Here is a 20,802-nt window from a genome sequence, read left to right as displayed (position 1 = left end):
CGGCAGGGAAGTGGACGAGGTTTACATCATGGGCCTTCCGGACGAACCGACGAATCCGCACGACGCTCCGCCTGGCCGGCTCGTTTCGGTTCGCCCGGGCGGGTTGCGCCTACGGACCGCGCCGGTGATCGATCCGGCCGTGTTCGTCCCGACGGCCCTGATCGTGGTGTCGATCGTCGTCTGGGGACTGCTCGCACCGGACAATTTCGCCGCCGTGACGGGGGCGGTACTGGACTGGCTGGTGGTCAACCTGGGGTGGCTGTTCGTGCTCACCGCGTCGGGTTTCGTGGTCTTCTCGATCTGGCTGGCCCTGAGCCGGTTCGGACGGATCCCGCTCGGCAAGGACGACGAGGTGCCGGAGTTCCGCACCGTCAGCTGGATCGCCATGATGTTCAGCGCCGGTATGGGCATCGGCCTGATGTTCTTCGGTGTCGCCGAGCCCCTGGCCCATTTCGTGACACCGCCGCCGGGCACAGCCGGGGGCGTGGGACCGGCGATGGCGACGACGATGTTCCACTGGAGCCTGCACCCGTGGTCGATCTATGCCGTGGTGGGTCTGGCCATCGCCTACGGCACCTACCGCAAGGGGCGTAAGCAGCTGATCAGTTCCGCCTTCCTGCCGCTGCTCGGCCGTCGCGCCGAGGGACCCGTCGGGAAGGTCATCGACATCCTCGCCCTGTTCGCCACGCTGTTCGGCACCGCCGCGTCGCTCGGCCTCGGGGCCCTGCAGATCGGGTCCGGCTTCGCGGTGACCGGTTGGCTCGACGAGACGGGGGTGCTGCTGCTGGTGGCGATCATCGCGCTGCTCACAGCAGCCTTCGTCGCCTCCGCGGTGTCCGGTGTGGCTCGTGGCATCCAGTGGCTGTCCAACATCAACATGGTGCTCGCGCTCGCGCTCGCCGCGTTCGTCTTCGTGGTCGGCCCCACCGTGCTGATCCTGAATCTCGTACCCACCACCCTCGGCGCCTATGCCGCCGATCTGGCCCGCATGTCCGCTCGTACCGCGGCGTCGAGCCCCGAGGTCGCCGAGTGGCTCTCCTCGTGGACCGTCTTCTACTGGGCATGGTGGATCTCGTGGACGCCGTTCGTCGGGATGTTCCTGGCCCGCATCAGCCGTGGCCGCACCGTCCGCCAGTTCGTCGTAGGGGTCATCGTCGTTCCCAGCACGGTGAGCCTGGTGTGGTTCGCGGTGTTCGGTGGTGCGGCCATCGGCGAGCAGCGCGACGGCCTCGGCCTGGCCGACGTCGGCACGACCGAGGCGCAGTTGTTCGGCATGCTCGACAATCTGCCGCTGTTCACGATCTCGGCCGCCGTCGTGATGGTGCTCGTGGCCATCTTCTTCGTCTCGGGGGCCGACGCCGCATCGATCGTGATGGGCACACTGTCCCAGCGCGGCACACTCTCCCCGCACCGTCGGGTCGTGGTGTTCTGGGGTGTGCTCACCGGCGGCGTCGCCGCCCTGCTCCTGTGGACGGGCGGTGCCGATGCCCTCACCGCCTTGCAGACCATGACGATCATCGCGGCGGCGCCGTTCGTGCTCGTCATGGTGGGTCTGTGCGTGTCCTTGTACCGGGACCTGTCGCGGGACCCGCTGGTGTCCCCACGCGGTCGGCGGTTGCTGCGGCGCGCCGAGTACCGGTCCCCGGCGCGGCGCGGAGAAGAACGGACGTCGAATGAGTAGTGCCGTGCCGGCGCGGATCGCGTTCGCGGTCGAGGCCATGGACCCGCAGCCGGGCAGCGACGTGCTCGAGATCGGCTGCGGTGGGGGTGTCGCCGTCGCACTCGTGTGCGAGCGGCTGCGCCGCCGCGGCCGTGTCGTCGGCGTGGACCGCTCGGCCACGCAGATCGATCGGGCTCGTCGCCGCAACCGGGACGGACTCGACGTCGGGCTCGCCGAACTGCGCGTCGGCGAATTCCCCGGCGTCGACCTGCCGGGATCGTTCGACCTGGTCTTCGCCGTCAACGTCCCCGGTTTCCGCAGCGACGACCCGGCCGTGCCGACGGCCGTCGCGTCGCTGCTGCGACCCGAGGGCGAGTTGTGGGTGTTCGACGAACCGCCGCCCGGCCTCGCCCTCGGACCGGTGTCGATGCGGATCAGCGCGCTGCTCTCGCGCTGCGGCTACGCGATCGTCGACATCGTCGAGCGCGACCGGACCATCGGCGTGCGGGCCGCGCCGGCGGACGTCACCGCCAGCTCGGCAGCCACAACTGCTGCTGCCACGTCTCCACGGTGATCGGCGCTGCGGTGAGGATCGGCCACAGCCACACGAAGTTCGCCACCACCAGGCCGACGTAGAGGCACACGACCAGCAGGCCGGTCGAGCGTCGCTCGGCCGAGGCCCGCGGCGAGCCGAGGACGTCGCCGAGCACCAGCGCCAGCCCCATGACTAGGAAGGGCGCGAGCGGGACCGCGTAGAAGTAGTACATCTGCCGGTCGAGCGTCGCGAACCACGGCAGCAACGTCGCCGCGTAACCGGTGAGCACCGCGGCCCACCGCCAGTCCCGCCGCACCAGCAGCTGCCACCCACCCCACGCGAGCATCGGCAGCGCCAGCCACCACATCGCCGGGGTGCCCACCAGCATGACCGCCTTGACGCACTGCTCGCCGCCGCACCCACGGATCTGCTCGCCGTCGGCGAAGTAGTACAGCATCGGACGCAACCCCATCGGCCACGTCCACGGCTTGGACTCCCAGGGATGCAGGTTGCCGGCCGAGTTCGTCAGCCCCGAGTGGAACTCGAGCACGGAGGCGCTGTAGTACCACAGCGACCGCAGGGCGTCCGGCACGAATGTGAACGCCCCGTCCGTGCCGATCTGACGACCCACCGCGTGCCGGTACACCCCGGTCTCGCCGGCGAACCACGCCCAGAACGTCGCCAGGTACACCCCGAGCGGCACCACCACCAGCGCGTACAGCGCCGGACCGACGTCGCGCAGCCCGGTCCCGAGCCACGGCCGTCGCACGCCGTAGGCCCGGCGGGCGGCGACGTCGAACGCCACCGACATCAGCCCGAAGAACGCGATCAGATACAGCCCCGACCACTTGGTGCCCACCGCCAGACCCAGCAGCACACCGGCCCCGAACCGCCACCACCGCACGCCCAGCCGGGGACCGCACACCGTGTCGGCGATGCGTCCCTCGGCGTGCACGCGCGCCATGCGTTCCCGCACCTCGTCCCGGTCGACGACCAGGCACCCGAACGCGGCGACCGCGAACAGCGCCAGGAAGATGTCCAGCATCCCGAGGCGCGACGAGACGAACGTGACGCCGTCGGCGATCAGCAGGATCCCCGCCAGGCCGCCCAGCAGGGTCGAGCGGGTCAGCCGCCGCACGATCCGCACCACCAGCAGGACCAGCAGCGTCCCGGCGACGGCGGCGGAGAACCGCCACCCCCACCCGTTGTAACCGAACAGCGCCTCGCCGAGCGCGATGAGCTGCTTGCCCACCGGCGGGTGCACGACGAGGCCGTAACCGGGGTTGTCCTCGATCCCGCCGCCGGTGAGCACCTGCCAGCCCTGCGGGACGTAGTGCTTCTCGTCGAACACCGGCGTCTTCGCGTCGGTGGGGTAGTGCAGCATCGTGAACCGGGTGATCGCCGCGATCGCGGTGACGAACAGCGTCACCACCCAGCCCCGGCCGCGGTCGACCGGACCGAAATCCGGTGCGGGCACCGTCGGGCCCGGGCTGTTCATCCGGCGGCGGTCCGATGCCACGGCAGGGCGCTCGTCCGTCACGGTCACGTCCCGATCGTAGGCTGAGACGCATGCAGGCAGACAATCCGGGACAGGGCCGGCTCGTGCTCGCCGCCACCCCCATGGGCGACATCGGCGACGCCTCGAAACGGCTCTGCGACGCGCTCGGCAGCGCCGACGTCGTCGCGGCCGAGGACACCCGTCGCACCAGGGCGCTCGCCGCCGCGCTGGGGGTCACCGTCACCGGACGGGTGGTCAGCTTCTACGACCAGGTGGAGGCCGCCCGGACGCCGGCGTTGGTCGCCGACGTCGAGGCCGGCAAGACGGTGCTGCTGGTCACCGACGCCGGCATGCCGTCCGTCAGCGACCCCGGCTACCGCCTGGTGTCGGCGTGCGTCGCGGCCGGGCTGCCCGTCACGTGCCTGCCCGGCCCGTCCGCGGTGACCACCGCACTCGCGCTGTCCGCGCTGCCGGTCGAGCGGTTCTGCTTCGAAGGCTTCCCACCGCGCAAGGCCGGGGCCCGTCGCGCCTGGCTGCAGACCCTCGCCGCCGAGCCGCGCGCGGTGGTGTTCTTCGAGGCCCCGCATCGCCTCGCCGCGTGCCTCGCCGACGCCGTCGACGTGCTCGGCGGGCAGCGGCGCGCCGCGGTGTGCCGGGAGCTGACCAAGACCTACGAGGAGGTGCGTCGCGGCACGCTCGCCGAGCTGGCGCAGTGGGCGGCCGACGGTGCGCGCGGCGAGATCACCGTCGTGCTCGAGGGCGCGTCGGCGCAGGTCGCGGAACCGGCCGAGCTGGTCGACGCGGTGGAACGGTTGGTGGCGGACGGAGTGCGGCTGAAGGACGCGTGCGCGCAGGTGGCGACGTCCGGGGTGTCCAAACGCGAGCTGTACGACGCGGTACTGGCCGCGCGGCAGGACGAGCCGTCGTCGTAGACTCTGCCCCTTACCGCGCAGCAGGAGGTACGGATGGAGTCGGTGAACGAATTCCTCGTCGAGGTCGCGTCGGTGGTATGGGGGCCGTACTTGCTCATACCGCTGCTGCTGGGCACCGGCGTGATCCTGACGGTGCGGCTGCGGGGCGTGCAGTTCCGCAAGCTGTGGCCGGCCCTGCGGCTCGGGCTGATCATCCGCAAGGACCCGGACGCCACCGAGGGTGACATCTCCCAGTACCAGGCGCTGACGACCGCGCTGGCCGCCACCGTGGGCGTCGGCAACATCGCCGGTGTCGCCACTGCCATCTACTTCGGCGGCCCGGGCGCCCTGTTCTGGATGTGGGTCACCGGTCTCGTCGGCATGGCCAGCAAGTACTCGGAGGCGTTCCTCGGCGTCAAGTACCGCGTCACCGACGCCAAGGGCGAGCAGTCCGGCGGCCCGCAGTACTACCTGGCCCGCGCCATCCCCAACAAGTTCGGCCTGGCGCTGAGCCTGATGTTCGCGGTGTTCGCCGTGCTCGCCAGCTTCGGCATCGGCAACATGACGCAGGCCAACACCGTCGCCACCCAGATGGACTCCACCTTCGGGGTGCCCACCTGGTTGTCCGGCATCGTCATGACGGTGCTCGCCGCCGCGGTGCTGCTCGGCGGCATCAAGTCCATCGGCAAGGTCACCGCCGGGTTCGTGCCCGCGATGATCCTGCTGTACGTCGGCGCCGGGATCATCGTCCTCGCGGTCAACATCACCGACATCCCGCAGGCGTTTGCCCTGGTGTTCTCGGACGCGTTCACCGGGACCGCCGCGACCGGCGGCTTCATCGGCTCGGTGTTCATGATCGCCCTGCGTTACGGCGTGGCCCGCGGCATCTTCTCCAACGAGTCCGGTATGGGCAGCGCCGCGATTGCCGCCGCCGCGGCGCAGACCACCCATCCGGTGCGGCAGGGCCTCGTGTCGATGACCCAGACGTTCATCGACACGATCATCGTCGTGACCTTCACGGGCATGGTCATCATCACCACCGGCGCCTGGAAGTCCGGCGAGCAGGGCGCGGCGATGACCTCGCTCGCCTTCTCGGAGGGCCTCGGCGGCGACTGGGGTAGCTGGATCGTCACGATCTCCGTGGTGTTCTTCGCCTTCTCGACGATTCTCGGGTGGTCGTACTACGGCGACCGCTGCGTCGAACGCCTCGTCGGCCGGGGCGGCGTCCTCCCGTACCGGGCGATCTTCGTGCTCGTCGTCTACGTCGGCGCCACCACCGAGCTCGAGGTGGTGTGGAACTTCTCCGATGTGATGAACGGGCTGATGGCACTGCCCAACCTGGTCGGCCTGCTCGTCCTCTCGGGTCTCATCGCCCGCGAGACGAAGGAGTACCTCGCCCGCGATCCGTACCTGCTCGGCGAGAAGAACAGCAGCACGCCGGCCCGGTAGGCGCGACCGGCCGCCGCTACGGCGCGGCCGAGGAGAGCGCGACGATCAGCAACACGGCGACGGCCACGATCAGGGCCGCGACCAACGTGGGCGGAACTCCGTTGACGATCCGGTCGACGAGCTTGTACACGATCCCTCGGTTCGGGTCGCGCGCTGCCTTCCCTCCGCATCGGGCGGAACCACCCCTCGTCGGGTTCCGGCCGGTGCGGAGGTGCAGCGCGTCGCGGGGTCTTCCCGCTCGGGAACAACTCTGTCGGGTGCATCCGGGGCGACCAACCGGTTCGCGGGCCGATCGCGATATCATCCCAGGTCAGGACTGGTGAGGAATTTTTCCGCAGCGGACGATCCGGGCCCGCGAGGGGTGCGGAGCAGGGAGGATGCGGGAGATGGAACCGGCGGACGAGCGAACCGAGGCGGAGCCGCGGCAGGTGTTCGCCGACCAGCTCCGGATTCTGTTCGCGGCGGCGGGACGTCCCGCACTCAAGAAGGTCTCCTCCGAGGCGTCGGCCGTCGCCCGCGCCGTGGGCAGCGATCGCACCGTGTCCGTGCAGCGGCTCAGCGACTGGCGATCCGGCGCCCGGGTCCCCGCCACCTTCGAGGCGATCCGCCCGGTCCTGGTCGTCCTGATCCGGTCCGCCCGGGCCCTGCACGCTCAGCCGCCGGCGCCCGGCCTCTACTCGATGAAGCAGTGGGAGCGGTGGTGGGAACTCGCCCGGGGACCAGCCGGGCGGGCCCGGGCGGAGACGTCCGAGGTGCCCGCCGCGGCGCCGCCCACCGGGGTGCGGCCCTACCGGGGCCTCGAGGCGTACCGCGAGCGGGACGCACAGCTGTTCTTCGGCCGGAGCCGGAGTGTGCGCGAGCTCGTCGAGACCGTCGTCGCCGCCCACGGGCACGGCATCGTCGTGGTGACCGGAGCCTCCGGCGTCGGCAAGTCCTCGCTCGTGCAGGCCGGCCTCATCCCGGAACTGTGCCGCGACGGCCGCTGGCGGCCGGTGGTCCTGACTCCGGGGCGGCACCCCGTGGCGCAGCTCGTCGAGTGCATACCCGACCTCGCCGAGATCCCGGACGCGGACGAGCCCTCCGCCGTCGCGCGGCTGCGCGCCGCCGCCGACCGTCAGGGCAGCTCGGGCCTGCTGATCGTCGTCGACCAGATCGAGGAGCTGTTCACCCACTGCGAGGACCCGGCCGAACGCTCGGCGTTCCTGGCGCTCCTCGATCGGGCCGCGACCGTGGGCGACGGCGACACCCCGATCGCGGTGGTGGCCACTCTGCGGTCGGACTTCTACGAGCGGGCCGTGACGTATCCCGTGCTGGCCCGGGCGCTGGAGCGGCACAGCAAGACGGTCCAGCCCCTGACCCGCGACGATCTGGTGGAGGTGATCTCCGCACCGGCGCGGCTGCTCGGCCTGCGGTTCGAGCCGGGGCTGGTGGAGCTGATCCTGCACGACCTCGGCGTGCTGACCGCCGACGACGTCGGCGGGGCGGAGCTGCCGCTGCTGTCGCACCTGCTCGACACCCTGTGGGAACGCCGGCGCGGCGGCCACCTGACCGTGGCCGGCTACGGCGCCACCGGCGGGGTGCGCGGATCGATCGCCGCCAGCGCGGAACGCGCCTGGGAGGAGCTCGACGACCGTGGCCGGCGCCTCGCTCGCGCGATGCTCGTGCACCTGGTCTACGTGACCGACACCGGCACCGACGTGAAGATCCGGCGTCCGCTGGACCGGTTGCTCGCCGTGGCCGGAGACGACGTCGACGCGGGGCGCCGGGTGGTCGACCACTTCGTCGCCGCTCGGGTCCTCGTCGTCGACGCGGGCAGCGTCGAGCTGCTGCACGACGCCGTGATCGACGCCTGGCCGCGTTTGAAGTCCTGGATCCAGGCGGACCGCTCGTACGCGGCGCTGCGCCAGCAGATCGAGGCGGACGCCGCCGGGTGGGTCGCGGGACGTCGGCATGCGGACCTGCTCTACCAGCGCGGCCGAATGGACCTCATCGCCGAGCACGAGGCCGGGGACCTCGCGGGGGGGACGCAGGCCGTCGGCGTCGAGGCCGCGCTGAGCCCGACCGCGGTGGCGTTCCTCCGGGAGTCGCGGCGGCAGATCCGCCGGCGGGCCCGGATCCGCAACGGCGCGATCGCCGCCCTCGTGTTGTCCACGATCGTCGCGGTGGTGATGGGGACGCTGGCCTGGGCGGGCAAGAACCGCGCGGAGGCCGAGCGCAGCGCCGCCCAGTTCCAGCAGGTCGTCGCGCTCGCCGACTCCATGCGCGAGAAGGACCCGTCCACCGCGGCCCAGCTGGCGCTCGCGGCGTGGCAGCTGCAGCCGGACAGCGAGGTCGCGTACTCGCGGCTCGTCGCGACCGAGCAGATGCCGCTGGCGCTGCCCCTCGAAGGCCACAGTGGTCCCGTCTACGGGGTGGCGATCGCGCCGGACGGCACGACCCTCGCCTCGGCCAGCGACGACGGCAGCGTGCGGTTGTGGGACCTGTCCGACCGGACCGCCCCGCGGCCGCTCGGAGCGCTGGTGTCGGACGAGCCCGAGTATCTGGCATCGGTCTCGTTCAGCCCGGACGGCACCCTGCTCGCGGCGGGTGGGGCGACGGGTGCGGTGTGGATCTGGGACGTCACGGATCGCGACCGGCCCGTCGCCCTGCTCACCGCCGAGATGCTCGTGCCGGAGGTCATCCACAACGTGCGGTTCAGCCCGGACGGCCGGTTGCTCGCCGTGCCGTACGACAACGGGTCGGTGGTGCTCGTCGACACGAGCGAACCCCGGACGCGGGGATTTCCCCGCACCGTCCTGCCCGCGCACGGGGCGGCCGTGCGGACCGTGGCGTTCCACCCCGGCGGCACCGTGCTGGCCACGTCGAGCGACGATCGCTCGGTGCGGTTGTGGGACCTGACCGATCCGGCCGCCGCCGCGCCCCTCGGCGAGCCGCTGACCGGTTTCCGCGACGTGGCGCATTCCGTCGCGTTCGCCCCCGACGGCCGGACCCTCGCGGTCAGCAGCGACGACGGCGTCCTCACGCTGTTCGACACCGCCGAGCCCGGGGCGGTACGGCCGGTCGGCCCGCCCGTGCAGGCGCACACCGGTGGGGTGTGGACCGTGGCGTTCGCGCCCGACGGCCGCACCCTGGCGAGCGCGTCGTGGGACGGGACCGCGAAGCTGTGGTCGATCGACTCGGAGACGCGAGCGGTCGACGAGATGCGGCCGGCCCTCGCCGGCAACGGCGGCGGCGTCCCGGCGCTCGCGTTCACCCCCGACGGTGCCGCGCTGGTCACCGGCGGTCACGACGGCACCATCCGGGTTTGGACGCTGCCGCGCGGACGCGTCCCGGTCGCGGATTCCGCCCTGACCCTCCCGGCGATCGATCGCACCGGCTCGCTCGTCGCGACCGGGGGCTACAACCCCACCGTGCCGCTGTGGCGGATCGGTTCCGACGGGCGCTGGTCACCGCTCGGTGCCGTGAACCGCCCGCGACCGCTGGGGGGTGCGGTGACGACCGCCCTGTCTCCCTCCGCCGCGACCTTGGCCACGGCCTCGACGACGGACGGCGAGGTCCACCTGTGGGACGTCCGGGACCCCACCGTTCCGCGGCTCTGGGCGAACCCGATCGTCACCGAGACCCGGTTCACGTCCGAACTCGCATTCGGTCCCGACGGCACCACCCTCGTCACGGGAGACGACGACCACTCCCTCGTGCTGTGGGACGTGTCGGATCCGGCGCGTCCGGTGAGCCGGGGAGCGCCGCTGCGGGGTCCGACGAACCTCATCCGCGCGGCGGCGTTCGCGCCGGACGGCCGGCACCTGGTGGTGGCGAGCGCGGACGGCTCGCTCTACGCCTGGAACGTCGCCGATCCCGCGGCCCCGGTCGCGGTGCCGGTGTCGGACGGCCATGCCACCGGCGTCAACGCCCTCGCGTTCAGCGCCGACGGCAACGTCCTGGCCACCGGCGGCGACGACCACACGGTCCGCGTGTGGGACCGCGGACCCGACGGGTCGTTCACCGTCCGCCCCGAGGCGCTGCGCGGGCACGCTGGCACCGTCTATTCGGTGTCGGTGACGCCGAACGGCCACGAGGTGGTCAGCGGCAGCGACGACGGGACGGTGCGGCTGTGGCACGTCGGCGACCCGGAGGACATGCACCCGGTGGGCGGCCCGATCACCGACGTCGGCGTCGGGCGGTGGCAGGTGGGCTTCCTGCCGGGCAGCAACGCCGTGATCGCGGCGGGTGGCGACGGGATGGTGCGCACGTGGGGCCTGGACGTCGAGTCGATCATCGCGCGGATCTGCGCGGCGACGACGGGCCGGATCACCGGATCGCTGCCGCAGTCCGATCTGCCGGTGGCCGGCCGGACGGTGTGCGGGGGCTGAGCGCCAGGATGCTGGCGGCCTTGTCGAGGCACTCCTGCCATTCGGCGTCCGGATCGGAATCGATGGTGATGCCCCCGCCGACGCCGAGACCACACGACCCCGGCGTGTCCGCGTCGCCGCGGCCGAACTCGACGGTGCGGATCGCCACGTTGAGTTCCAGCCCGGCGAGCGGGCTGGCCATGCCCACGGTGCCGCAGTACACGCCCCGCGAGTGCGGCTCCCAGACCTGCAGGAACTCCCGCGCCCGGAGCTTGGGACAGCCGGTCACCGAGGCCGGCGGGAACGCGGCCCCGAACAACCGCGCGGTGTCCACACCGGCTCGCAGCGTGGCCGCGACGGTGGACACCAGGTGCCAGACTCCGGGGGCCGGATGCACCCCGAGCAGATCCGGCACGGTGACCGTTCCGGTCTCGGCCACGCGTCCGAGGTCGTTGCGCACGAGGTCCACGATCATCACGTTCTCCGCGACGTCCTTGACGGACGCGCGCAGCCGGGCCGGATCCGCGCCGATCGGGAGCGTGCCCTTGATCGGGCTCGACGTCACCCGGTCGTCGTGGCGCGCGAGGAACAACTCCGGCGACAGCGACGCGACCGCCCCCCACCCGCCCGCGACGTAGGCGGCCCGGGCCGGCGCGGTGCGCTCGATCCCGTCGGCGAAGAAGTGCAGCGGGCTGCCCGACCAGGCGCCGGTGAAGCGAGTGCACACGCACGCCTGGTAGACCTCGCCGGCCCGGATCGCGTCGAGGCACTGCCGCACGCCGCGGCGGTGGGCGCCGCGGTCCGGCGCGGTCCAGTCGATGCGCCACGGCGCCCGACCGGAGGCCTCGGGCGCCTCGCGGACGGCGGCGGCGAGCCCGGCCGGGCACGGCGCGTCGGTGAGGCTCTCGTACCACCAGCAGCCGTCGTGGTCGAGCCGCAGCACGGTGTCCGCCCACCCCCCGGCCGCGCGAGGCAGCGCCGGGTGGGCGGGGGCTCGGTCCGGGTACGCCAGGTAGCCGATCCACCCACCGCCGACGACCGGCCCGTCGTCGCCGGGGCGCAGGGACGGGCCCTCGCGCAGGACGAACGCGTCGGAAGGCGGGGTGGCGACGGCCTCGACGTGGGGCGCGAGGACCGCCGCCGCGCCGAACCACGTGCCGGTCAGTGCGGCCGGAGGGGGCGCTCCCGCCGCCTCGGCGCGGGCGCCCAGCAGCCGCAGCACCTGCGCCGGGCTACCCCCGCCGCCGAGCCGTTCCATCCGCATGGGCACAGCCTCCCATGCGCTGCCGGACCGGGCCGAATCACACCGGGGCGCTCAGCGGACCGGCGGCATCACCCTGTCCGCCGCGCCGAGCTTGTCCGGGTTCCGCACCACATACAGGCCGGTGACCAGGCCCGCGTCCATCTCGATCATCATGACGAGGTCGAGCCGCTCGGCCGAGTACACCGCCAGCGCGGGCAGACCGTTGAACGACGCGAACTCGAAGCGCATGTCGGGCAGGGGCTTGCGCCCCAGGTTCCGCAGCAGCCGCGCGACCTTCTTCGCCCCGGACACCGGAACCCGTGCGGCCGTCGCCTTGCCACCGCCGTCGGCGACGTAGACCACGTCCGGGGACAGCACCTTCATCAGCGCCTCCACGTCGCCGGTGCCGGCGGCGGCGAGCAGTTCCTCGACCACCCGGCGGGTCTCCGCGCCGGACGCCGTGTACCGCTTGCGCCGCGCGTGCACGTGGCTTCGGGCGCGGTGGGCGATCTGCCGCACCGTCGCCTCCGGCCTGCCGACCGCCGCCGCGATCTGGGCGTGGTCGAATCCGAACACCTCGCGCAGCACGAACACCGCCCGTTCGAGCGGGCCGAGTGTCTCGAGCACCAGCATCATCGCCATCGACACCGACTCCGCGAGCAGGACGTCCTCGGCTGCATCCGGCGCCGTGCGTACCGGCTCGGGCAGCCACGGCCCGACGTAGTCCTCGCGGCGCCGCTGCGCAGTGCGCAGCGCGTTCAGCGCCTGCCGGGTGACCACGCGGCTCAGATACGCCCGGGGGTTGGCGACCTCGTCGAGGTCCACCTCGGCCCAGCGCAGGTAGCTGTCCTGCAGGATGTCCTCGCTGTCGGCGACGCTGCCGGTGATCTCGTACGCGATGCCGAACAGCAGGCCGCGGTGCCGGGTGAACAGCTCGTCGTGCGTCATCGCGGCGCCGCGATCGGATCGTGCGCAGCGGCCGGTCCCTTCGGGAAGGGATAGCCGTGCCCCCGTGCCTGCCGGCGCAGTGTCCACACCGTTCCGCGCACCACCATCTCCTTGCCGAATGCGCCCAACGTACCGCGCAGGGCGCCGCCGCGGGCCGTGTCGTCCGGGCGGGTGAGTTGCACGACGCCGGAGTCCCGGCCCAGCGAGATGCACTGCGCCACGAACCCGAGCGACAGCGGCTGCGGGTCCGTGCCCGTCAGCAGCGCCCATGCCGTGTCGGCACCGTGCGCGCCGAGCGGCAGCGCCGCCTGGCAGCTCATCCGGATGTGATCCTGGCCGTCGACGGTCACGGCGTCGCCCACCCCCACGACGTTCGCTGCGCCCGTGCTCCGCAGGGTGCCGTCGACCCGGAGCCGGCCGGCCCCGTCGACCGGCAACCCGCTCCGCCGGGCCAGGTCGGGCACCGTGAAGCCGCCCGCCCAGATCGTGAGTTCCGCGGGCACCGCGTCGCCGTCGGCGAGCAGCACCTCCCGCCCGGTGACCGCGACGACCCGGCCCGGCCGCACCCGGACACCGAGCCGTCGCAGCCGCGCGGCGACGAACCGCCGGGTGGCGCCGGGCAGGTGCGCGACGGGGTCCCCGACGAGGGTGCAGGTCAGGTGGGGATGTGCCTCGGCGATCTCGGCGGCCGATTCGACGCCGGTGAGCCCGCCGCCGACGACCACCACGCCGGCACCGTCGCCGAGCCCGTCGAGCGCGGCGGCCGTGTCCATGGCGCGTTCGAACTCGGCCGGCGAGTGCAGCCGGTCGGCGCCCGGGATCGCGGGCACGCCGGCGCCGCTGCCGACGGCGTAGATCGCGACGTCGAACGGCAGTGCCGTCCCGTCGGCGAGCAGCACCCGATCCGCACCGATCTGCACCGCGGTGCCGAGGTGCACGACCGCCGCCGGGTGCAGCACCTCGGCGAGGTCGTGCGCGGCCGCACCGGACCCGGCCGCGAGCTGGTGCAGCCGCACCCTCTCGACGAACACCGGTCGCGGGTTGACGACCGTCACCGATACCTCCGGATGCGCGGCGAGCATGCGGTTCGCTGCCATCACGCCCGCGTACCCGGCCCCGAGCACCACCACGTCGGTTGCCATCCTGACCACCCCTTCTGCTGTCGACGATTTCGCGGTCGTGCATGGGACACCGGCCGGCCTGCGAATGTGACAGGGTGCGGCGCGGCAGTGCTCACACAGCCGGGCCGCTACGGGGAACCGGGCGCGAGGAAGGCCGACTCGGCCGCGTCCCGGCCCGCGAACCACCCCTCGGCGTCGACGCTGCGTGTGCGCGTCGACCGGGTCATCGGGAACAACCGGCGGAACTCCGAGTCCACGGCCTCGGAGCGACGGGCCAGCAACGGGGCGAGCTGGGTGACGGCCATGCTCGCGTCGGCCGCGGCGGCCGCGGTGGCGCGCACGTCGGCCTGCCGCAGCCGTTCGCCGATCCGGTATGCGAACCCCGCCAGGAAGGCGCGACGGAACGCCGTTGCCGCGCCGCCGGTGCGGCCCCGGGTCCCGGCCGCGCCGCCGGTGCGGCCCCCGGTCCCGGCCGCGCGCACGGCCCGGCTCGCCTGCACCGACAGCGACGTGAACAGCACCTCGACCTGCTGCAGGTCGACGTCGGCGCCGACGATCGTGGCGATCCCGACCTTGGTGAACCACACCGTGCGCGTGCGGTTCGCGTTCCCGATCGCGGTGAGCAGCAGCACCTTCTCCTTCGCGTACGGGTTGTCGACGTGTACGCGGCGCCCCCGCGCGGTGCCGGTGTCGGCGCCGGTGAGCAGGGCCGCGCCGATCGCGTACCGGGTCATCAGCTCCTGTGCCTTGGCGGTGAGGGCCTCGGCCTCCTCCGGATAGTCCGTGGACTCGGCCTTCGCCAGGAGGCCGCGGATCCGTGCGAGCACTTTCGGGTCCGGGCACAGGGATTCGCCGGCCGTGGGGCCCGGGCGCAACGGCGGCCACTGCGACGGCGGCGGCAGGAGAGGGGCGAACCGCGGCAGGTACTTCCAGGCGAACGCGAGCCCCATCACCTGGAAGCGGGACAGGCCGGGCAGCTCGCGCAGCAGTTCGGCGCCGAGGTGGCGCACCGGTGCGTCGGGCGGAACCCGCTCGGCGATCCGCGCGGCACCGGGACAGCGCTCCGCGATCACACCGAGCTGCTGCACCCAGTCCATGGGCGCCCGGTCGGCCGCGTGGCTGCGCCGGGCGTCGTACAGCACCGCGGCGGCCGCCAGCGGGACGTCCGTGGCGTCGCCGGACCGGGCCGTCACGTGCAGCACGTCGGCGGGCTGCCAGCCGCGCTCGTAGGCGGCGCACAGTTCGTCGAGAAGTGGCCGGGTGCCGAGGTGGAAGACCTCGTCGGATGCCCCGGACCCCGCCGGCGCCTGTCGAAAGTATGTTCTATCTCGCCCCATGCGCGGGAGTGTGCACGAGGCCACCGACAGGCGGCGGGATGCCTATTCGTACCGCGGGAACACCGGGGCCGGAGCCGGCAGCTGCGTGCCCGGGGCGAGACGTGTGGCGATGTCCGCGAACTGCCGCGCCTGCGGGTCCTGACCCACCAGGTCGAGGATCTTCGCGGCCGAATCGGGCATCACCGGCTGCACGAGCAGGCCGACGATCCGCACGACCTCGAGCGTCACGTACAGCACCGTCGCCATCCGGGCCGGGTCCGTCTTGCGCAGCACCCACGGTGCCTGCGCGGAGAAGTACCGGTTCGTCTCGCCGAGGACGTGCCAGATCGTCTCCAGTGCGAGGTGCAGTGCCTGCACGTCGAACTCGGCCCGGACCTTCTCGAGCAGGGCGTCGGCCTGCGCGAGCAACGCGCGGTCGTCCTCGGTGAAGTCGCCGGGGGTCGGCACCACGCCGTCGAGATTCTTGGCGACCATCGTCAGCGAGCGCTGCGCCAGGTTGCCGAGTTCGTTCGCCAGGTCCGCGTTGATGCGCGTCACGATCGCCTCGTGGCTGTAGCTGCCGTCCTGGCCGTAGGAGATCTCCCGCAGCAGGAAGAAGCGCAGCGGATCGAGGCCGTACTGTTCGACCATCTCGAGCGGGTCGACGACGTTGCCGACCGACTTGGACATCTTCTCGCCCTTGTTGAACAGGAAGCCGTGCACGAACACCCGCTCGGGCAGCTCGATTCCGGCCGACATCAGGAACGCCGGCCAGTACACGGTGTGGAACCGGGTGATGTCCTTGCCGATGATGTGCAGGTTCGCGGGCCAGTAGCGGCGGAACGACTCCGCCTCGGTGTCGGGGAAGCCCGCGCCCGTCAGGTAGTTGGTGAGCGCGTCCACCCACACGTACATCACGTGCTCGGGGTGGTCCGGCACCGGCACGCCCCAGTCGAAGGTGGTGCGGGAGATCGACAGATCCTTCAGCCCGCCGGAGACGAAGCTGACGATCTCGTTGCGCCGGGTGGCGGGGGCGATGAAGTCCGGTCGCTCCTCGTACAGCTTCAGCAGCTTGTCCTGATACGCCGAGAGCCGGAAGAAGTACGTCGACTCCTCCGTCCACTCCACCGGGGTGCCGGACTCGGTGGCGATGCGCGCACCGTCCTCGAGCACCGTCGTCTCGGCTTCGGCGTAGAACGCCTCGTCGCGCACCGAGTACCAGCCCGAGTAGGTGTCGAGGTAGATGTCGCCGTTGTCGGCCATGCGCTGCCAGATGGCCTTGCTCGCCTCGCGGTGATCGGCGTCCGTGGTGCGGATGAACCGGTCGAAGGAGATGTTCAGCGACTTGTCCATGGCCTCGAACACCCCGGAGTTGCGGGCCGCGAGGTCCCGCACGTCCAGGCCTTCCTTCGCCGCCGTCTGCTGCATCTTCAGGCCGTGCTCGTCGGTGCCGGTCAGGAAGAACACGTCGAAGCCGTCGAGGCGCTTGAACCGGGCGATCGCGTCCGAGGAGATGTACTCGTAGGCGTGGCCGATGTGCGGGGCGCCGTTCGGATAAGCGATCGCGGTCGTCAGGTAGAACGGCGGGCGGGAGGCGGCAGGAACAGTCATGGTGCGTCCACTTTATAGGTAGATAGTGTATGGGCCGTGAGCCGAACCCGCCCCGCGCCCGAGCCTCCGCAGCCGCTCTCGCCTCTCGTCGATGCCCACACGCACCTCGACGCGTGCGGCGCGCACGACGCCGAGTCGGTGGCGGCGATCCTCGACCGGGCGGCCGCGGTCGGGGTCGGACGGGTCGTCACCGTCGCCGACGACATCGTCGCCGCCCGCTTCGCCGTGGACGCCGCGCACTGGGACGAGCGGGTCTACGCCGCCGTGGCGATCCACCCCACCCGTGCGAACGCGCTCGACGACGCCACCCGGGCCGAGATCGAGAAGCTCGCCGCCGACCCGCGCGTGGTCGCGGTGGGGGAGACCGGCCTGGACCTGTACTGGCCCGGCAAGCTCGACGGCTGCGCCGACCCGATCGAGCAGGAGGACGCGTTCCGCTGGCACATCGACCTGGCCAAACGGCTCGGCAAGACCCTCATGGTCCACAACCGCGACGCCGACGCCGAGTTGCTGCGCGTGCTGCACGACGAGGGTGCGCCGGAGACGGTGATCTTCCACTGCTTCTCGTCGGACGCGGACATGGCGCGGGCCTGCGTCGACGCCGGTTACCTGCTCAGTTTCTCCGGGACGGTGAGTTTCAAGAACGCCGCGGCGCTGCGTGCCGCGGCCCCGCTGGTGCCGCTCGAGCAGGTGCTGGTGGAGACGGACGCCCCGTTCCTGACGCCCCATCCGTTTCGCGGCGCACCCAACGAGTCGTACTGCCTGCCGTACACCGTGCGGGCGCTGGCGGAGGTCCGCGGCGCGGACCCGGCCGAGCTGGCCGCCGCGACCACCGCGAACGCCGAACGGGTGTACGGACTTTCGTAATGGTGTCGCCGTTCCGAGGCGGCCGGCCCGTGCGGCCGGGACAATGGACGGCATGCACAGCTTCGTCTACAACGCTCAGCCGTCCCGGGTGGTGTTCGGGCCGGGAACCGCGGCGCGGGTCGCCGACGAGGTGCGCCGCCTCGACCGCTCCCGGGTTCTCCTGCTCGGTGGTGAGCACGTCCGCCCGCAGGTGGAACTCGTCGAGAAGGCCCTCGGTGGGCTGCAGGTCGCCCGGTTCGACGGCGCCGTCATGCACACGCCGGTGGCGGTCACCGAGAAGGTGCTGGGCCTGGTCTCCGAGCACGACATCGATGCCGTCGTCGCCGTGGGCGGGGGGTCGACGACGGGACTGTCGAAGGCGATCGCGGTGCGCACCGGCGTGGACCAGGTGATCCTGCCGACCACCTACGCCGGATCCGAGGTCACTCCCGTCCTCGGGGAGACCGCCGACGGTGTGAAGACCACGCACTCGTCGCCGGCCATCCTGCCCGAGACCGTCATCTACGACGTCGAGTTCACCCTGTCGATGCCGATCCCGATGGCGGTGACCAGTGCGATCAACGCGATGGCGCATGCCGTGGAGGCGTTGTACGCCGAGCATGCCAACCCGATCGTCGACACGCTGGCGCTCGAGGCCATCCGCGCGATCGCCCGTGGCGTGCCGGTCCTCGGCGCCGACGCCGCGGACCGGGAGGGCCGCTCGGACCTGCTGCTCGCGGCGTGGCTGGCCGGCACGTGCCTGAGCGCGGTGGGAATGGGCTTGCACCACAAGCTGTGTCATGTCCTGGGCGGCAGTTTCGACCTGCCGCACGCGCCGACGCACACCGTGGTGCTACCGCATGTGATGGCGTTCAACGCGCCGTCGGTGCCGACCGTGATGAGCCGCATTGCCGACGCCCTCGGCACCCCCACGGCCCCGGCCGGGGTCTTCGACCTGGTGGCGGCGGCGGGCGGCCCGACGACGCTGGCCGAACTGGGGATGTCCGAGGGCGACCTCGACGAGGCGGCACACCTGGCCACCGAGCGGCAGTACCCCAACCCGCGGGAGGTGACCCGGGTCGGGGTGCGGCGACTGCTCGGGGATGCCTATGCCGGAGTCCGCCCCGAGTGACGGTGCGCGCCCAGTGTGTGCTCGCTCAGTGGGCGGTCGGGGGGTTGCGGCGCGGCCGGATCTGCGCGTTCGGCAGCGTCGGCGCGGGTAGCCGCGGCACCTTCCCGGTGTAGCCCTCGACCCGCCCGAAGCGTTCCCCCTCGCGCTGCCACTCGTCCCGGAACGCGACGATCTCGTCGTGGCTACGGCCCACGAAGTTCCACCACATGACGATCTCCTCGCCGAACGGCGTACCGCCGAGCAGGACGGCCCGCGCGGGTTCGTCGGTGAGATTGGTCAGGGGGAGCGTGGGGACTCCGGTGCCGACGTAGCCGAGCGCGGAGCGGGCGAGGACGGTGCCGGCGAGGCGGACGCTGCCGGTGTCGACGAGGAGACCGTGCTCGAACTCGGGATCGACGGCCAGTTCGACGGTCGCGCCCGGGTTGAGGGTGATCTCGGCGCCGAGCAGCGGGGTGAAGGTGTGCACGGGCGACGTGGACCCGGCGAGGGAGCCGAGGAACACGCTCACGGTCGCGCCCTCGATCCGGACGGGTTCGGGGGCATAGTGCTGGAAGTCGCGGGGTGCGCCGCGGTGCGCGTCGGGCAGGGCCACCCACAATTGGACGCCGTGCAGGACCGTCGTGGCCGGCGTGGAGACCTCCGAGTGGGCGATGCCGTGGCCGCCGGTCATGAGGTTCAGTTCGCCGGGGCGGACGAACGCGTGCTTGCCGAGGCTGTCGCGGTGCTCGATCTCGCCGGCGAACAGCCAGCTCACCGTCTGCAGGCCGGTGTGCGGGTGCGGCGCGACGTCCATTCCGCCGGTGGCGGCGACGTCGTCGGGCCCGTAGTGGTCGGCGAAGCACCAGGCCCCGATGAGGGACCGGGCTCGCTGCGGCAGGGTGCGGCGGACCGGCATCGCGCGCGGGCCGCCGAGCGGCACCTCGCGGGAGGTGATGATCTGCACACGGGTGGGGGCGGGCTCGGATTCGCAGCGGATCTCGGTGGGCTCGGCGTCGACGTTGCTCATCTACAGGACCTTGCTTCCGTACATCTCGCCGAGGGGGTCGGCGATGAGTTCGATGCGGGCGCCGTCGGGGTCGCGGAAGTACAGCGAGACCTCGCTGTGCTCGACGAGCTCGACGCCCGCGTCGGTCAGCTTGGTGCGCAGGCGTTCCCACCTGCCGGGCTCGACGCTGATCGCGATGTGGTGCAGGCCGCCGAGGACCTCCCGGTAGGGCCCGACGTCGAGCCCGGGGAAGTCGAAGAACGCCAGCAGGTTTCCGTTGCCGATGTCGAAGAAGAAGTGCGAGGAACCGGGGTAGTCACGGTTCTCGATCAGTTCGGTGAGAGGGAATTCGAGCACGTCCTGGTAGAAGCGCACGGTGCGTTCGACGTCGCTGCTGACGAGCGCGGTGTGGTGCAGCCCGCGGGCCGACGACGCGGGTCGCTCGTCGACCGGCCGGAGGTAACGGCTGCGCAGTTCCTCCCGCAGCGTCGCGGATCGGCGGCTGCGCTCCTCTTCCACGCTGGTGCCCACGATAGTGCTCCTTCGGCCGGTGATTGCCCCTTCGAGGAGCATACTCCACATTGTTGATTAGTCAACTACTTTTTGGTTCCCGACCCTCCGGCGGTCGAGGTGCCCGGGCACCCCAAGGTTGAACCTTCAACCTTGCGCAGCTACCGTGGACGCGGCTTCGATCGAAGGACGAGCCCCCCACCGCCCGCACCGAAAGGTCATCCCCATGAACAACCCCGTCCTGCGCAACGTCGGGCTGCTCGTCGCCCGAGTGGTCATCGGCATCGTCTTCCTGGTCCACGGCCTGCAGAAGATCAACCAGGGATACTCCGCCACCAAGACCGGATTCGAGGGCATGGACGTGCCCGTGCCCGCCCTGTCCGCCTTCTACGCCACCTGGGTGGAAACGCTCGGTGGCATCGCCCTCATCATCGGCCTGCTCGTGCCGATCTTCGGCGTCCTGCTGCTGATCAACATGCTCGGTGCGTTCTTCTTCGTCCACATCGGCAACGGCATCTATGTCACCGACGGCGGATGGGAACTCGTCGGCGCCCTCGGCATGGGTGCGCTGGTGCTCGCCGTCGTCGGCGCCGGCGCCTACAGCGTCGACGCCCTGCTCGCTCGCCGGGTGCGGTTCCTGCAGACCGCGTAGCCGTGGGCGAGGGCCGGCGTCCGGGGACCGGGCGCC

The 20,802-nt window shown here is 72.0% G+C and carries 16 protein-coding genes; 8 read left to right on the top strand and 8 right to left on the bottom strand.

Going from position 1 to position 20,802, the window contains the following annotated elements; all coding sequences use genetic code 11:
• The first annotated feature begins 28 nt into the window (after positions 1-28).
• On the top strand, positions 29-1,681 hold the full coding sequence (locus ACWPOB_RS12205) for a BCCT family transporter (protein WP_455400971.1): 1,653 nt from the start codon (positions 29-31) through the stop codon (positions 1,679-1,681).
• Complete coding sequence (locus ACWPOB_RS12200; RefSeq protein ID WP_455400970.1) at positions 1,674-2,234, top strand: class I SAM-dependent methyltransferase; 561 nt, start codon at positions 1,674-1,676, stop codon at positions 2,232-2,234. The genes ACWPOB_RS12205 and ACWPOB_RS12200 overlap by 8 nt, the downstream gene beginning before the upstream one ends.
• Here ACWPOB_RS12200 and ACWPOB_RS12195 read toward each other — a convergent pair.
• The gene (locus tag ACWPOB_RS12195) at positions 2,185-3,693 is read right to left on the bottom strand and encodes a dolichyl-phosphate-mannose--protein mannosyltransferase (protein ID WP_455400988.1); all 1,509 of its coding nucleotides are present in this window, start codon (positions 3,691-3,693) and stop codon (positions 2,185-2,187) included. The two genes, ACWPOB_RS12200 and ACWPOB_RS12195, sit on opposite strands and share 50 nt — an antisense overlap.
• A 71-nt stretch (positions 3,694-3,764) precedes the next feature.
• Between ACWPOB_RS12195 and rsmI the strand changes: the two genes are divergently transcribed.
• From rsmI to ACWPOB_RS12180, 3 genes are all read left to right on the top strand, one after another.
• On the top strand, positions 3,765-4,625 hold the full coding sequence (gene rsmI, locus ACWPOB_RS12190; protein WP_455400969.1) for a 16S rRNA (cytidine(1402)-2'-O)-methyltransferase: 861 nt from the start codon (positions 3,765-3,767) through the stop codon (positions 4,623-4,625).
• Positions 4,626-4,658: 33 nt separating this feature from the next.
• Positions 4,659-6,053, top strand: a complete 1,395-nt coding sequence (locus ACWPOB_RS12185) for an alanine/glycine:cation symporter family protein (RefSeq protein ID WP_100057762.1) — start codon at positions 4,659-4,661, stop codon at positions 6,051-6,053.
• A 386-nt stretch (positions 6,054-6,439) separates the two neighbouring features.
• Positions 6,440-10,423: an nSTAND1 domain-containing NTPase gene (locus ACWPOB_RS12180; RefSeq protein WP_455400968.1), complete on the top strand. Its 3,984-nt coding sequence runs from the start codon at positions 6,440-6,442 to the stop codon at positions 10,421-10,423.
• Here the strand turns inward: ACWPOB_RS12180 and ACWPOB_RS12175 are convergent.
• The 5 genes from ACWPOB_RS12175 to metG all read right to left on the bottom strand — a co-directional run bounded on the left by ACWPOB_RS12175 (position 10,362) and on the right by metG (position 16,641).
• Positions 10,362-11,666: an aminodeoxychorismate synthase component I gene (locus ACWPOB_RS12175; protein ID WP_455400967.1), complete on the bottom strand. Its 1,305-nt coding sequence runs from the start codon at positions 11,664-11,666 to the stop codon at positions 10,362-10,364. The genes ACWPOB_RS12180 and ACWPOB_RS12175 overlap by 62 nt on opposite strands.
• 51 nt (positions 11,667-11,717) lie before the next feature.
• Positions 11,718-12,593, bottom strand: a complete 876-nt coding sequence (locus tag ACWPOB_RS12170; protein ID WP_100059174.1) for an RNA polymerase sigma-70 factor — start codon at positions 12,591-12,593, stop codon at positions 11,718-11,720.
• Positions 12,590-13,735, bottom strand: a complete 1,146-nt coding sequence (locus ACWPOB_RS12165) for an FAD-dependent oxidoreductase (RefSeq protein ID WP_455400966.1) — start codon at positions 13,733-13,735, stop codon at positions 12,590-12,592. The genes ACWPOB_RS12170 and ACWPOB_RS12165 overlap by 4 nt, the downstream gene beginning before the upstream one ends.
• A gap of 107 nt (positions 13,736-13,842) precedes the next feature.
• Positions 13,843-15,051 carry a DUF2786 domain-containing protein gene (locus ACWPOB_RS12160; protein ID WP_455400965.1) on the bottom strand — a complete coding sequence of 403 codons (1,209 nt, stop codon included), beginning with the start codon at positions 15,049-15,051 and terminating at the stop codon, positions 13,843-13,845.
• A 42-nt stretch (positions 15,052-15,093) separates the two neighbouring features.
• On the bottom strand, positions 15,094-16,641 hold the full coding sequence (gene metG, locus ACWPOB_RS12155) for a methionine--tRNA ligase (RefSeq protein ID WP_100057461.1): 1,548 nt from the start codon (positions 16,639-16,641) through the stop codon (positions 15,094-15,096).
• Positions 16,642-16,677: 36 nt separating this feature from the next.
• Between metG and ACWPOB_RS12150 the strand changes: the two genes are divergently transcribed.
• On the top strand, positions 16,678-17,508 hold the full coding sequence (locus ACWPOB_RS12150) for a TatD family hydrolase (protein WP_006944914.1): 831 nt from the start codon (positions 16,678-16,680) through the stop codon (positions 17,506-17,508).
• A gap of 52 nt (positions 17,509-17,560) precedes the next feature.
• Positions 17,561-18,619: a maleylacetate reductase gene (locus tag ACWPOB_RS12145; protein WP_029542080.1), complete on the top strand. Its 1,059-nt coding sequence runs from the start codon at positions 17,561-17,563 to the stop codon at positions 18,617-18,619.
• 25 nt (positions 18,620-18,644) lie between these two features.
• Here ACWPOB_RS12145 and ACWPOB_RS12140 read toward each other — a convergent pair whose 3' ends face one another.
• Positions 18,645-19,625, bottom strand: coding sequence for a pirin family protein (locus tag ACWPOB_RS12140; protein WP_455400964.1), 981 nt, complete (start codon positions 19,623-19,625; stop codon positions 18,645-18,647).
• Complete coding sequence (locus ACWPOB_RS12135) at positions 19,626-20,135, bottom strand: VOC family protein (protein WP_100057463.1); 510 nt, start codon at positions 20,133-20,135, stop codon at positions 19,626-19,628.
• A gap of 205 nt (positions 20,136-20,340) precedes the next feature.
• Between ACWPOB_RS12135 and ACWPOB_RS12130 the strand changes: the two genes are divergently transcribed.
• The gene (locus ACWPOB_RS12130; protein WP_455400963.1) at positions 20,341-20,766 is read left to right on the top strand and encodes a DoxX family protein; all 426 of its coding nucleotides are present in this window, start codon (positions 20,341-20,343) and stop codon (positions 20,764-20,766) included.
• The last annotated feature ends 36 nt before the right edge of the window (positions 20,767-20,802 follow it).

The organism is Rhodococcus sp. 2H158 (assembly GCF_053764755.1).
The sequence above is the reverse complement of the archived record's forward strand: the minus strand, read 5'-3'. Positions and strand labels throughout refer to the sequence as shown.

What these genes read in the sequence shown, in the direction of transcription:
- ACWPOB_RS12205 (WP_455400971.1), top strand. Translation starts at nt 29, where the DNA reads ATGGGCCTTCCGGACGAACCGACGAATCCGCACGACGCTCCGCCTGGC.
- ACWPOB_RS12200 (WP_455400970.1), top strand. Translation starts at nt 1,674, where the DNA reads ATGAGTAGTGCCGTGCCGGCGCGGATCGCGTTCGCGGTCGAGGCCATG.
- ACWPOB_RS12195 (WP_455400988.1), bottom strand. Translation starts at nt 3,693, where the DNA reads ATGAACAGCCCGGGCCCGACGGTGCCCGCACCGGATTTCGGTCCGGTC.
- rsmI (WP_455400969.1), top strand. Translation starts at nt 3,765, where the DNA reads ATGCAGGCAGACAATCCGGGACAGGGCCGGCTCGTGCTCGCCGCCACC.
- ACWPOB_RS12185 (WP_100057762.1), top strand. Translation starts at nt 4,659, where the DNA reads ATGGAGTCGGTGAACGAATTCCTCGTCGAGGTCGCGTCGGTGGTATGG.
- ACWPOB_RS12180 (WP_455400968.1), top strand. Translation starts at nt 6,440, where the DNA reads ATGGAACCGGCGGACGAGCGAACCGAGGCGGAGCCGCGGCAGGTGTTC.
- ACWPOB_RS12175 (WP_455400967.1), bottom strand. Translation starts at nt 11,666, where the DNA reads ATGCGGATGGAACGGCTCGGCGGCGGGGGTAGCCCGGCGCAGGTGCTG.
- ACWPOB_RS12170 (WP_100059174.1), bottom strand. Translation starts at nt 12,593, where the DNA reads ATGACGCACGACGAGCTGTTCACCCGGCACCGCGGCCTGCTGTTCGGC.
- ACWPOB_RS12165 (WP_455400966.1), bottom strand. Translation starts at nt 13,735, where the DNA reads ATGGCAACCGACGTGGTGGTGCTCGGGGCCGGGTACGCGGGCGTGATG.
- ACWPOB_RS12160 (WP_455400965.1), bottom strand. Translation starts at nt 15,051, where the DNA reads ATGGGGCGAGATAGAACATACTTTCGACAGGCGCCGGCGGGGTCCGGG.
- metG (WP_100057461.1), bottom strand. Translation starts at nt 16,641, where the DNA reads ATGACTGTTCCTGCCGCCTCCCGCCCGCCGTTCTACCTGACGACCGCG.
- ACWPOB_RS12145 (WP_029542080.1), top strand. Translation starts at nt 17,561, where the DNA reads ATGCACAGCTTCGTCTACAACGCTCAGCCGTCCCGGGTGGTGTTCGGG.
- ACWPOB_RS12140 (WP_455400964.1), bottom strand. Translation starts at nt 19,625, where the DNA reads ATGAGCAACGTCGACGCCGAGCCCACCGAGATCCGCTGCGAATCCGAG.
- ACWPOB_RS12130 (WP_455400963.1), top strand. Translation starts at nt 20,341, where the DNA reads ATGAACAACCCCGTCCTGCGCAACGTCGGGCTGCTCGTCGCCCGAGTG.